Below are 12,437 nucleotides of genomic sequence, written 5' to 3'. Positions count from 1 at the left end.
GATCGACCGAACGATCATGCCATCCGGGTCCACCATGGCGGCGCCCGCCTCGCGCGCCGCGGTCCGCCTTCCCGCCGTAGCGCGCTCGCTCGCGCCACCACGATTCCGTGCCGCGGAGATTGCGCGCTTCACGCGCCAGCTGTCGACGCTGCTGAGCGCCGGCGTGCCCCTGCTGCCCGCGCTCGACATCATCGCGCGCGGCCACGGCCAGCCGGCGTGGCGCCGCCTGCTGGCGCAATTGCGCAATGACATCGAAAGCGGCAGTGGCCTGGCCCAGGCCATGCGCCGGCATCCCCGCGCGTTCGACGCGCTGTACTGCGGCCTGGTCGACGCCGGCGAGCAAAGCGGCGCGCTGGGTGGCATGCTCGACAGGCTGTGTGCCTGCCAGGAACAAGCGACCGCGCTGCGCCGCCAGGTGCGCGCCGCGCTGCGCTATCCGCTGGTAGTGCTGGCGGTTGCGGCCGCCGTGACGACGATCCTGATGCTGTTCGTGATTCCCGCCTTCAAGCAGGTCTTCGTCGGCTTCGGTGCCGGCGCGCAATTGCCGGCGCCGACGCAATTCGTCATCGCGCTGTCCGACGGCTTCGTCGCGCACTGGCAGCTGCTGCTGGCGCTGCCACCGCTGGCGTGGCTGGCCATCCGCCATGCGCTGGACCGCTCGCCGCCGCTGCGCCATGCGCGCGACCGGGCGCTGCTGCGCTTGCCGCTGGCCGGTCCGCTGCTGCGCAAGGCGGCGGTGGCGCGCTGGACGCGCACGCTGGCGACGCTGTCCGCCGCGGGCACGCCCGTTGTGGAGGCGATGGCGCTGGTCGCGGGAGCGGCCGGCAATCGCGTGTATCGCGACGCCACCCGGCAGATCGAACGCGCGGTGCGCTGCGGCGCCAGCCTGGCCACCGCGATGCGAGCCAGCGCCGTGTTCGATCCGATGGCGCTGCAGATGACCCGCATCGGCGAGGCATCCGGCGCGCTCGACACGATGCTGCTGCATGTCGCGCGATGCTGCGAGCGCGAGGTCGACGAGGGCGTCGCCGCGGTGGCCGCGATGGTCGAGCCGCTGATCGTCGTGGTGCTGGGCGTGCTGATCGGCGGGCTGGTGATCGCGATGTATCTGCCGATCTTCAAGCTCGCACAGGTGGTCTGAGATGCAAGGCTTCCTGTCGAACTGGAACGCCGCCATGCCGGCCGGCACCTGGACCATCGCCACGCTGGCCGCGCTGCCGCCGTGGTTCCAGCTGGGCGCGGCGGCGCTGCTCGGGCTGGTGGTCGGCAGCTTCCTGAACGTGGTCGTGCATCGGCTGCCGCGCATGATGGAGCGCGACGAGGCCAACTATCTGGCCGCGCTGCGCCACGAGCCCGCGCCCTACCCCGAACGCTACGACCTGGTGGTGCCGCGCTCGTCGTGCCCGCACTGCGGCCATGCGATCGCCCCGTGGGAGAACATCCCGGTGCTCGGCTATCTGCTGCTGCGCGGCCGCTGCTCGGCCTGCAGGAAGCCGATCGGGCTGCGCTATCCCGCCGTCGAGCTGGCCAGCGCGGCGCTGTGCGCGCTGGCCGCGTGGCATTTCGGGCCGACCTGGCAGACCCTGGCCGCGATGGTGCTGATCTGGTCGCTGCTGTCGCTGGCGCTGATCGATGCCGATACGCAACTGCTGCCTGACCAGATCACGCAGCCGCTGTTGTGGCTCGGCCTGCTGCTGAACCTGATGGGCGTGTTCGCGCCAATCGCCGATGCGGTGATCGGCGCGGCCGCCGGCTACCTGCTGCTGTGGACCACCTATTGGCTGTTCAAGCTGCTGCGCGGCAAGGAGGGCATGGGCTATGGCGACTTCAAGCTGATGGCCGCACTGGGCGGCTGGTTCGGCTGGCAGGCGCTGCCCGCGCTGGTGCTGGTGTCGTCGGTGGTCGGACTGGTGTACGGTCTTGCCAAGATCGCGCTGCGCCGCCACGATCGCGATACGCCGTTCCCGTTCGGGCCGTTTATTGCCGGCGCCGGATTGCTGGTGCTGTTCGCGGGGGGCGACTGGCTGCTGCCGGCATTGGCGCCGGGTGCCGGCATCGCGGGCGCGACGGTGAACCACTGACCTGCGCCTCTTCACGAACGCCGCGACAACGCCCGCTACGCCGCAACAACGGCCCAACAACGTCCCACCAACGTCCCACCAACGTCCCAATAACGCTTCAATAGCGCCCCAACAACGCCCACTGACCTGGAGACATATGCTGGAAATCGGATTGACCGGGGGCATCGGCTCCGGCAAGAGCCGCGTCGCCGATCTGTTTGCCGAGCGCGGCGCCGCGCTGATCGATACCGATCTGATCGCGCACGAGATCACCGCGCCCGGCGGCGCGGCGATTCCCGCGCTGGTCGAGGCCTTCGGCCCCACGTGCCTGCGCGCCGACGGCGCGATGGACCGCGACGCGATGCGCGCGCTGGTGTTCTCCGATCCGACCGCGAAGGCGCGGCTCGAGGCGATCACGCACCCGTTGATCCGCGAGGTCACCGAACAGCGCGCGGCCCGGATCCGCGCGGGCGGCGCCCATCCCTACCTGATCCACGTGGTGCCGCTGCTGGTCGAATCGGGCCGCTGGCGCGAGCGCGTCGATCGCGTGCTGGTGGTCGACTGCAGCGAAGCGACGCAGATCGCGCGCGTGATGGCGCGCAACGGCTTCTCGCGCGAGCAGGTCGAGGCCATCATGGCCAGGCAGGCCACGCGCGCGCAGCGGCTGGCGGTCGCTGACGATGTGATCGACAACGATGGACCGGTCGAGGCGCTGCCGCCGCAGGTCGAGACGCTCGATCGCCGTTATCGCGCGATGCAGCCCGCGTCGCGCGCGCCCGCCACACGCTGAGCATCCCCGAGGCACCCGCTCCGCCATACGCTTCACCAGACGCTTCGCATCAGGCGCCGCCGAGGGCACCATCGGCGGCGTTTCATTGTCCTTGCGCGCTGTCTCGCATAGAATGCGTTGGAATATGCTGCCAAGTGCATGCATACGGTCGCATGCGAGCCTCGCATGCATTCTGTACCGATCGCCTCGCGCGCCAGCCTGAGCCGATTCGTCTGTCGAATCCAGCACCGGGCCGGCAAGCTGGCCGACGCCGCGCTGCACGGACTTCCCCTTGATTCTGTACGAATATCCTTTCAACGAACGCATCAGGACACTCCTGCGTCTGGAGGACCTGTTCGATCGGCTGGATTACTTTCTCGGACAGGAACATGCGCTGCAGCATCATGTCGCGCTGACCACGCTGTTCGAGATCATCGACGTCGCTGGCCGCGCCGACCTGAAAACCGACCTGATCAAGGAACTCGATCGCCAGCGGCAGGCGCTGAGCGCGCTGCGCTCGAGCCCGCAGATCGACCAGCAGACGCTGGACGCGGTGATCGGCGAACTCGAGCAGGCCATCGCGCAGCTGAACCAGACCGTCGGCAAGGCGGGCCAGCTGCTGACCGACAACGAGTGGCTGACCAGCATCCGCAGCCGCGCGATCATTCCGGGCGGCACCTGCGAGTTCGACCTGCCCTCGTACTATGCCTGGCAGCATCGGCCGGCCGAGGAACGGCGCGCCGACATCCTGAAGTGGGTACGTCCGCTGATTCCGCTGCGCGTGGGCACCAGCGCCGTGCTGCGGCTGCTGCGCGAATCGGGACAGAGCGGCAAGGTGATCGCCACCGGCGGCAGCTATCAGCAGATGCTGTCCGGGCGCAGCTACCAGCTGATGCAGGTGCTGCTCGACGATTCGCTGCTGGCCTTCATCCCCGAGATGAGCGCCAACAAGTACATGCTGTGGGTGCGCTTCACCCAGCAGGACGGCGATATGCGACCGCGCTCGGTCGACGCCGACATCCCCTTCCTGCTCAAACTCTGCAATTTCTGATTTGCCATGCCATCCGTAGTCAAATGCCCGACCTGTGGCAAGGACGTGGTTTGGGCGCCGGAAAACAAGTTCCGCCCCTTCTGCTCCGAACGCTGCAAGCAGATCGACCTGGGCGCCTGGGCCGCCGAGAAATACGTGATCGAGGGCAAGCCGGCCAATCCGGCCGAGGACCAGCAGGACCGGGACGACGACTGAGCGACGGCTGAATAACGACTGAACGACGGCGAAAAAAGCTGAGCACCCACGCTCAGCCCGACGGTCCGCCCTCAGCCCGCCACTCAGCCCTCAGACCGTCTCGCAGCCCTCAGGCCGCCTCCTCCCCCAACCACTCGACCACCGGAATCGTCGCCGGCAGCAAGGGGCCGACCGTGACGGGCACCTGCTCCCACGAGAACGCCTGGCCTTCGCGTCCCACCGGCTCGCCGGCCCAGCCCGTGACCTTGCAGAAGTGCAGCCGCACATAGGCGTGCGGGTAATCGTGCTCGAGCACGTGCCAGCGCGTCGAGGCCGTGATGTCCAGCCCCAGTTCCTCGTGCAGCTCGCGCGCCAGCGCCGCTTCGACCGACTCGCCCGCTTCGAGCTTGCCGCCCGGAAACTCCCAGTAGCCCTCGTAAGGCTTGCCGGCCGGCCGTTGCGCCAGCAGGAAGCGGCCATCCGGGCGTACCAGCACGCCGACCGCGACCTCGGTGACCTTGCGCGCGCCGCTCATGCCGGCTCGCCCTGATGGGCACCGTAGGGCCTGCCGTGCTTGCCGCCCCAGTCGCGTGCGAACTGCCACGCGACGCGGCCCGAGCGCGAGCCGCGCTCCAGCGCCCAGACCAGCGCATCGCCGCGTGCCGCGGCGATATCGTCGTCGCCGCAGCCGAACTGGCGCAGCCAGTGCGCGACGATATTCAGGTATTCGTCCTGCTTCGGCGGATAGAACGACAGCCACAGCCCAAAGCGCTCGGACAGCGAGATCTTTTCCTCGACCACTTCACCCGGATGGATCTCGCCATCGTCGGTGTGCCGGTAGCCCTCGTTGTCCTTCATGTATTCGGGCAGCAGATGGCGGCGGTTCGAGGTCGCATAGACCAACACGTTGTCCGACTGCGCGGCCACCGAACCATCGAGCGCGGACTTCAGCGACTTGTAGCCCGATTCGCCTTCCTCGAACGACAGGTCGTCGCAGAAGATCACGAAGCGCTCCGGCCGCTGCGTCAGCTGCTCGACGATATCGCCCAGATCGCCAAGATCGGCCTTGTCGACTTCGACCAGGCGCAGCCCCTCATCCACGAAGGCGTTCAGGCAGGCCTTGATCAGCGACGACTTGCCGGTGCCGCGCGCGCCGGTCAGCAGCACGTTGTTGGCCGGCAGCTTGTGCACGAACTGGCGCGTATTGGCGACGATGGCGTCTTTCTGGCGCTCGATATTCTTCAGGTCGTCCAGATGGATCGGCGGCAGCTGCCGGATCGCCTGCAGATAGCCGATATTGCCGAACAGGCTCTGCCGCTTGCGCCAGCGGAAGGCGACGGCCTGCTGCCAGTCCGCCTCGGTCAGCTGCGGCGGCAGCCACTGTTCGAGCCGGGCGAGAAATTGGTCGAGACGGGAGGCGAGATCGGACATGGCGGCAATCCGGAGAGGCGGGGGATGGGAGAAGCGGAACGGCCGGGATGGCGGGGCGATGCGTGATAGCGATAGCGATGGCGATCTCGCTAAAGGACTCCGCCGCCATCGTTCGAACGATGCCTCGCCAGGCGGCAAGGCATCGCTCTACAACGATCAGGAACGATAGTCCGCGTTGATCGATACGTAGTCGTGCGACAGGTCGCAGGTCCAGACGGTGGCCGTGGCGTTGCCGCGGCCGAGCGCGATGCGCACCGTGATCTCGGCCTGCTTCATCACGCGCTGGCCGTCTTCCTCGCGGTAGTCGGGATGGCGGCCGCCGTTCCTGGCGACCCAGACATCGTCGAGCCACAGGTTGACGCCGCCGACATCGAGGTCGTCGACGCCCGCATAGCCGACCGCGGCCAGGATCCGGCCCAGATTGGGATCGGAGGCGTAGAACGCGGTCTTGACCAGCGGCGAGTGGGCGACCGCGTAGGCGATCTGCCGGCACTCGGCGACATCGCGTCCGCCCTCGACCTGGATCGTCATCAGCTTGGTCGCGCCTTCGCCGTCGCGCACGATCATCTGCGCGAGCTCCTGCGCCAGCGACGTCACCGCATCGCGCAGCGCCGTGAACGCCGCACCGTCGGCGCGCTCGATCGCGGGCGCCCCGGCGCGGCCGGTGGCGATCAGCACGAAGGAATCGTTGGTCGAGGTATCGCCGTCGATCGTGATGCTGTTGAACGAATGATCGGCCGCGTGCGACACCAGCGCCTGCAGCACCGGCTGCGCCACGGTCGCATCGGTGGCGATGAAGCCCAGCATCGTCGCCATATTGGGACGGATCATGCCGGCGCCCTTGCTGATGCCGGTCAGCGTGACGGTCTTGCCGCCGATCTGCACCGTGCGCGACGCGGCCTTCGGCTGCGTGTCGGTGGTCATGATCGATTCGGCCGCCGCCAGCCAGTTGTCCTCGCGCGCGTTGGCGATCGCCTTCGGCACGCCGGCCAGCAGCCGGTCCATCGGCAGCGGTTCGAGAATCACGCCGGTCGAGAACGGCAGCACCTGGTCGGCGCCGATGCCCAGCGCACCGGCGACCGCGTCGCAGGTCGCGCGTGCGTTGGCCAGCCCCGGCTCACCGGTGCCGGCATTGGCGTTGCCCGTATTGATCACCAGCGCGCGGATGCCGCGGCCGGCCGTCAGGTGCTCGCGGCACACCTGCACCGGCGCGGCGCAGAAGCGGTTGCGCGTGAAGACGCCCGCCACGGTGCTGCCTTCGGCCAGGCGCACCACCAGCACGTCCTTGCGGTTGGCCTTGCGGATGCCCGCTTCAGCCCAGCCCAGCTCGACGCCGGCGACCGGTTTCAGATTCTCTGCCTGCGGCAGCGGCAAGTTGACGGCCATGTTCGATTCCTTGCTTCGATGCGATACCCAGTGTCCGCCGGCGGGCTCAGCTCAGCCGGCCGTGGCACTGCTTGAACTTCTTGCCCGAGCCGCACGGGCAGGGGTCGTTGCGGCCGACGCGGGGCATGGTGGCCACTTCGCTGTCGTCGCGGGCGCCGCGTGCCGCCGCCGCGATCGCGCGCTCGCCGGTATCGGGGCCGGCGCCGCCGAACTCGTCATGCTGGTATCGCACATTGCCCACGTGCGACAGGTCGTCCTCGATCTGCTCCGAGGCCTGCTCGAGCTCTTCCGGCGACTGGATCTGGACGTTGAAGACGATGCGGGTGACCTCGCTCTTGATCACGTCCAGCAGGCGCGCGAACAGTTCGAACGACTCGCGCTTGTACTCCTGCTTCGGGTCCTTCTGCGCATAGCCGCGAAGATGGATGCCCTGGCGCAGATGGTCCAGCGCGGCCAGGTGCTCGCGCCAGTGCGTGTCGATGCTCTGCAGCATCACGGACCGCTCGAAGCCGGCGAAGGCCTCGCGTCCGACCTGCGCGACCTTGGCCTCGTAGCGCTCGGCCGCGGCCGACACGATCATCTGCAGCAGTTCCTCGTCCTCGATGCTCTGCGCGTTCTCGATGGTCTGCGCCAGCGGCAGCTCGAGGCCGAAGTCGTCGCGCAGGCGCTTCTCCAGCCCGGCGATGTCCCACTGCTCTTCCATCGATTCGGCCGGCACGTACTCGCGGAACAGATCGACCAGCACGCCCTCGCGCAGGCTCTTGATCATGTCGCCGACGTCCTGGGCTTCCAGCACCTCGTTGCGCAGCTTGTAGATTTCCTTGCGCTGGTCGTTGGCGACATCGTCGTACTGCAGCAGCTGCTTGCGGATATCGAAGTTGCGGCCCTCGACCTTGCGCTGCGCCGATTCGATCGAGCGCGTCACGATGCCGGCCTCGATCGGTTCGCCCTCGGGCATCTTCAGGCGGTCCATGATCGCGCGCACGCGGTCGCCGGCGAAGATGCGCAGCAGCTGGTCGTCCAGCGACAGGTAGAAGCGCGACGAGCCCGGGTCGCCCTGGCGGCCGGCACGGCCGCGCAGCTGGTTGTCGATCCGGCGCGATTCATGGCGCTCGGTGCCGACGATGTGCAGGCCGCCCGCGGCCTTGACCTGCTCGTGCAGCGACTGCCATTCCGACTTCAGCTGCGCGATGCGCGCGGCCTTGTCCTCGGCCGACAGGCTGGCATCGGCCTCGATGAAGCCGGCCTGCTTCTCGACGTTGCCGCCCAGCACGATGTCGGTACCGCGGCCCGCCATGTTGGTGGCGATGGTGATCATCTTGGGCCGGCCCGCCTGCGCCACGATCTCGGCCTCGCGCGCGTGCTGCTTGGCGTTGAGCACCTGGTGCGGCAGCTTTTCCTTGTTCAGCAGGTCCGACAGGTATTCCGAGGTCTCGATCGAGGTGGTGCCGACCAGCACCGGCTGCCCGCGCTCGAAGCACTCGCGGATATCGCGCACCACGGCGTCGTAGCGCTCCTTGGTGGTCTTGAAGATCTGGTCCTGGAAGTCCTTGCGCTGGGTCGGCTTGTTGGTCGGGATCACGACCACTTCCAGGCCGTAGATCTCCTGGAATTCATAGGCTTCGGTGTCGGCCGTGCCCGTCATGCCGGCCAGCTTCTCGTACATCCGGAAGTAGTTCTGGAAGGTGATCGTCGCCAGCGTCTGGTTTTCCTGCTGGATGGTGACGCCTTCCTTGGCCTCGACCGCCTGGTGCAGGCCGTCGGACCAGCGGCGGCCGGTCATCAGGCGGCCGGTGAATTCGTCGACGATGACCACCTCGTCGTTCTGCACCACATAGTGCTGGTCGCGATGGAACAGGCTGTGCGCGCGCAGGGCGGCGTACAGGTGGTGCATCAGCGTGATGTTCTGCGGCGCGTACAGCGACTCGCCCTCGCCGATCAGGCCCAGCTGGGCCATGATCTGCTCGGCCTTCTCGTGGCCGGCCTCGGTCAGGTAGACCTGGTGCGCCTTCTCGTCGACGTAGTAGTCGCCCGGCTTCTCGACGCCGGTGCCGTCGGCCTTCTCCTCGCCGATCTGGCGCTCGAGCAGCTTCGGAATGCCGTTCATGCGCTGGTACAGGTCGGTATGGTTCTCCGCCTGGCCCGAGATGATCAGCGGGGTGCGCGCCTCGTCGATCAGGATCGAATCGACCTCGTCGACGATCGCATAGTGCAACGGCCGCTGCACGCGCTGACCCGGGTCGTAGACCATGTTGTCGCGCAGGTAGTCGAAGCCGAATTCGTTGTTGGTGCCGTAGGTGATGTCGCTGTTGTACGCCGCCTGCTTCTGGTCGTGCGGCATCTGCGACAGGTTGACGCCGACCGACAGCCCGAGGAAGTTGTACAGCCGGCCCATCCACTCGGCATCGCGCTGGGCCAGGTAGTCGTTGACCGTGACCACGTGCACGCCCTTGCCGGTCAGCGCGTTCAGGTAGACCGCCAGCGTCGCGGTCAGGGTCTTGCCCTCGCCGGTACGCATCTCGGCGATCTTGTTGTCGTTCAGCACCATGCCGCCGATCAGCTGCACGTCGAAATGGCGCATCTTCATCACGCGCTTGCTGGCCTCGCGGCAGACCGCGAATGCTTCGGGCAACAGCGATTCGAGCGATTCGCCGCCGGCGTGGCGCTGGCGGAACTGTTCGGTCATGCCGCGCAGTTCGTCGTCCGACAGTGCTTCGAACTTCGGCTCCAGCGCGTTGATCCGCTCGACTGTCCGTCGATATTGTTTGATCAGCCGCTCGTTACGGCTGCCGAAGACTTTCTTGAGAAGGCCCGTGATCATCGATTGGTGTCACCTGCGCACGATTGCGGTCCTGCCGTCCGAGCCGGAGGGCCGGACGCGAAGCGCGCGTGGCGAAGAGAGGATTAGCGCAAAACGCCGAGTTTATCACGCGCGGGGGGCGGTTCCGCGGGCGATCCCGTGCCGTTCCCGCGCACTTGCCGCGCGGTTCCCGATGCGCCGCGCGCGGGTCGGGACCGTGCCGCTATGGTGTCTCGAGCACGGCACCGCGGCGGTCGCGCCCGGGTCCGCTTGTGACGCGCTTGTGACCCGCTTGGGACCCGCTTGGGACCCGCTTGCGACCCGCCTGGGGCCGGCCTGGGACCGGCTTGAAACCGGCTTGAAACCGGCTTGGGGCTAGAATGCGGCATGCGCCTGTTCACCCACCACGCCCTGCAAACGCCCTCCGCCAAGCCGCTGAACGACTGGCTGGCCAAGGCCGGACCGATGTCCTCGCTGATGCAGGCGGCGCGCGAGCTCGCCGCGCTGGAAGCCGAGGTGATGGCCCTGCTGCCGCCCGGCATGCGCGCCGGCATCGCGATCGGTGGCGTGCGCCAGGACACCCGCAGCCCGGGACAACCGAACACGCTGCTGCTGCTGGCCGCCCACGGCGCCGCCGCGGCGCGGGTGCGGCAGATCGTGCCCAGCCTGCTGGCGCGGCTGCAGCAGCGCGGGGCGCGGATCGATGCGGTCAAGGTGCGGGTGCAGCCCGACGTCGCGCGCGGCGACTGGGACGTGGAGCCGGCCGAGCGGCCGAAGAAGACCGGCGTGCCGGCGGCCGGGCTGAACAGCCTGGGCGAACTGGCGCAGACGCTGCCGGACTCGCCGCTGCGCGACGCGGTGCAGACGCTGCTGTCGCGGCACCGCCAGGGACGCGGCTAGCGGAAGCGCCGGCGGGAGAGCCCGCGGAAGAACCAGGGGGAAGGGCCAGGGGAAAAGCGAGCGCGCCGGCTGGCGCGCCTTGGGGTCAGGCGAAGGCCGGCTGCAGCTGCGGCAGGAAGGCGGCCGGGGCCTCTTCCTGGCGCTCGAAGCTGACGATCTCGTAGGCCTGCTCGTCGGCCAGCAGCGCGCGCAGCAGCTGGTTGTTCAGCCCGTGGCCGGACTTGTTGGCGACGTAGGCACCGATCAGCGGATGGCCGACCACATAGAGGTCGCCGATCGCATCGAGGATCTTGTGGCGCACGAACTCGTCGCCGTAGCGCAGTTCCTCGTTGTTCAGCATGCGGTGCTCGTCGAGCACGATCGCATTGTCCAGGCTGCCGCCGCGGGCGAGACCCATCTCGCGCAGCGCCTCGACCTCGTGCGCGAAGCCGAACGTGCGAGCCCGCGCGATCTCGCGGACATAGCTGGTGTCGCCGAAATCGATCTCGAAGGTCTGGCCGGTCTTGTCGACCGCCGGATGGCGGAAGTCGATGGTGAACGACAGCTTGAAGCCGAAGTAGGGTTCGAGCCGCGCGAGCTTGTCGCCCTCGCGCACTTCCACCGCCTTCTTGACGCGGATGAAGCGCTTGGCCGCCGGCTGCTCCTCGATGCCCGCCGACTGCAGCAGGAACACGAAGGACGCGGCGCTGCCGTCCATGATCGGGATTTCCTCGGCGTCGACGTCGACGAACAGATTGTCGATACCCAGGCCCGCGCAGGCGGACATCAGGTGTTCGATGGTGGAAACGCGCGCGCCGTTCTTCTGCAGCACGGACGCCAGGCGCGTATCGCCGATGGCCGAGGCCTTCACCGGGATCTCGACCGGCTCGGGCAGGTCGACGCGGGTGAAGACGATGCCGGTATCGGTCGGGGCGGGCCGCAATGTCAGCGTCACTTTACGGCCCGAGTGCAAGCCAATGCCAACGGTCTTGACCAGGGACTTGATAGTGCGCTGTTTGAGCATGACGGCCTCTGCTAATTATTAAAATCTATCGGGCTTGAGATTCGATAAACCGCATCTTACCACCGGCGAGCATATTGCGCTGCACCAGTTTTGTTTCGTCGTGTTAACGGTGTGGCATTCGACGGTTAAAGGCCCGGAAAAGATGCGGGAAACGGCGGAAAAATCGCCGCAGAAGGCCGGATAAGCGGCATTTGAATCACATCTAATGCGGCTATCTCCACATCTACAGCCGCCGAGGTCAAAGAACGCCGTCTTACCCGCGCAACATCGCGAGCACCGCTTCGGCGCTGCTGACCTTGAATTCGCCCGGCGCTTCGACGGCCAGATGCGTGACCACGCCATCGTCCATCACCATCGCATAGCGCAGCGAGCGCACGCCCATGCCCCGCTTGCCCAGGTCCTGTTCCAGGCCGAGCGCGCGCGTCCAGTCGGCGCTGCCGTCGCCGAGCATCCGCACCTTGCCGGCGGTGCCCTGCTCGCGCGCCCACGCACCCATCACGAAGGCGTCGTTGACCGACACGCACCAGATCTCGTCGACGCCGGCGGCGCGCAGCGCGTCCGCCTGCTCGACGTAGCCGGGCACGTGGCGGGCGGAACAGGTCGGCGTGAAGGCGCCGGGCAGGCCGAACACGACGATGCGGCGGCCCTTGGCCAGCTCGGCGGCCGAGAAGGCGTTGGGACCGAGCGCGCAGCCGCCGGCCTCGGTTTCGAAGTACTCGTACAGCGTCGCGTCGGGCACGCGTGCACCGATTTCGATCATGGCGATTTCCTCAGGCAGCCGGGGCGTCGGCGCAGCGAACGCCTTGGCCAAACCCAGTCTGCATCATAGTTGCCGCCTACCGGCATCCCAAGTGGGACGGCGG

The 12,437-nt window shown here is 67.8% G+C and carries 12 protein-coding genes; 6 read left to right on the top strand and 6 right to left on the bottom strand.

The window, feature by feature from the left end:
- The first annotated feature begins 16 nt into the window (after nt 1-16).
- The 5 genes from OJJOAM_RS11580 (at nt 17) to OJJOAM_RS11560 (ending at nt 4,075) form a co-directional block, all read left to right on the top strand.
- The gene (locus OJJOAM_RS11580) at nt 17-1,141 is read left to right on the top strand and encodes a type II secretion system F family protein (protein WP_422648034.1); all 1,125 of its coding nucleotides are present in this window, start codon (nt 17-19) and stop codon (nt 1,139-1,141) included.
- Nucleotide 1,142: 1 nt separating this feature from the next.
- Nucleotides 1,143-2,081 carry a prepilin peptidase gene (locus OJJOAM_RS11575; protein ID WP_422648033.1) on the top strand — a complete coding sequence of 313 codons (939 nt, stop codon included), beginning with the start codon at nt 1,143-1,145 and terminating at the stop codon, nt 2,079-2,081.
- 136 nt (nt 2,082-2,217) lie between these two features.
- Nucleotides 2,218-2,850 (top strand): dephospho-CoA kinase, encoded by a 633-nt coding sequence (gene coaE, locus OJJOAM_RS11570; RefSeq protein WP_422648032.1) that lies wholly within the window; start codon nt 2,218-2,220, stop codon nt 2,848-2,850.
- A 271-nt stretch (nt 2,851-3,121) separates the two neighbouring features.
- Nucleotides 3,122-3,880 (top strand): cell division protein ZapD, encoded by a 759-nt coding sequence (zapD, locus tag OJJOAM_RS11565; protein WP_422648031.1) that lies wholly within the window; start codon nt 3,122-3,124, stop codon nt 3,878-3,880.
- A gap of 6 nt (nt 3,881-3,886) precedes the next feature.
- Nucleotides 3,887-4,075: a DNA gyrase inhibitor YacG gene (locus OJJOAM_RS11560; protein WP_149316580.1), complete on the top strand. Its 189-nt coding sequence runs from the start codon at nt 3,887-3,889 to the stop codon at nt 4,073-4,075.
- A 109-nt stretch (nt 4,076-4,184) separates the two neighbouring features.
- Here the strand turns inward: OJJOAM_RS11560 and OJJOAM_RS11555 are convergent, their stop codons facing one another.
- The 4 genes from OJJOAM_RS11555 to secA all read right to left on the bottom strand — a co-directional run bounded on the left by OJJOAM_RS11555 (nt 4,185) and on the right by secA (nt 9,692).
- A complete protein-coding gene (locus OJJOAM_RS11555; RefSeq protein WP_149316579.1) occupies nt 4,185-4,589 on the bottom strand; it encodes an NUDIX domain-containing protein in 405 nt (134 codons plus the stop codon).
- Nucleotides 4,586-5,485 (bottom strand): ATP-binding protein, encoded by a 900-nt coding sequence (locus OJJOAM_RS11550; RefSeq protein ID WP_422648030.1) that lies wholly within the window; start codon nt 5,483-5,485, stop codon nt 4,586-4,588. The genes OJJOAM_RS11555 and OJJOAM_RS11550 overlap by 4 nt, the downstream gene beginning before the upstream one ends.
- A gap of 156 nt (nt 5,486-5,641) precedes the next feature.
- A complete protein-coding gene (argJ, locus tag OJJOAM_RS11545) occupies nt 5,642-6,871 on the bottom strand; it encodes a bifunctional glutamate N-acetyltransferase/amino-acid acetyltransferase ArgJ (RefSeq protein ID WP_422648029.1) in 1,230 nt (409 codons plus the stop codon).
- Between the two features lie 46 nt (nt 6,872-6,917).
- Nucleotides 6,918-9,692, bottom strand: a complete 2,775-nt coding sequence (gene secA / locus OJJOAM_RS11540) for a preprotein translocase subunit SecA (RefSeq protein ID WP_422648028.1) — start codon at nt 9,690-9,692, stop codon at nt 6,918-6,920.
- Between the two features lie 366 nt (nt 9,693-10,058).
- Here secA and OJJOAM_RS11535 point away from each other — a divergent pair, with 366 nt between their 5' ends.
- Nucleotides 10,059-10,571, top strand: coding sequence for a DciA family protein (locus OJJOAM_RS11535; RefSeq protein WP_149316575.1), 513 nt, complete (start codon nt 10,059-10,061; stop codon nt 10,569-10,571).
- 85 nt (nt 10,572-10,656) lie between these two features.
- Here OJJOAM_RS11535 and lpxC read toward each other — a convergent pair whose 3' ends face one another.
- Together lpxC and OJJOAM_RS11525 are read right to left on the bottom strand one after the other, a co-directional pair.
- Nucleotides 10,657-11,574, bottom strand: a complete 918-nt coding sequence (lpxC, locus tag OJJOAM_RS11530; protein ID WP_150082112.1) for a UDP-3-O-acyl-N-acetylglucosamine deacetylase — start codon at nt 11,572-11,574, stop codon at nt 10,657-10,659.
- 253 nt (nt 11,575-11,827) lie between these two features.
- Nucleotides 11,828-12,334 (bottom strand): peroxiredoxin, encoded by a 507-nt coding sequence (locus tag OJJOAM_RS11525; protein WP_422648027.1) that lies wholly within the window; start codon nt 12,332-12,334, stop codon nt 11,828-11,830.
- Nucleotides 12,335-12,437 lie beyond the last annotated feature (103 nt).

Source organism: Cupriavidus sp. H18C1 (genome assembly GCF_049311595.1).
In the GTDB taxonomy this organism is placed as follows: domain Bacteria; phylum Pseudomonadota; class Gammaproteobacteria; order Burkholderiales; family Burkholderiaceae; genus Cupriavidus; species Cupriavidus cauae.
This window is presented reverse-complemented; position numbering and strand designations above follow the sequence as displayed.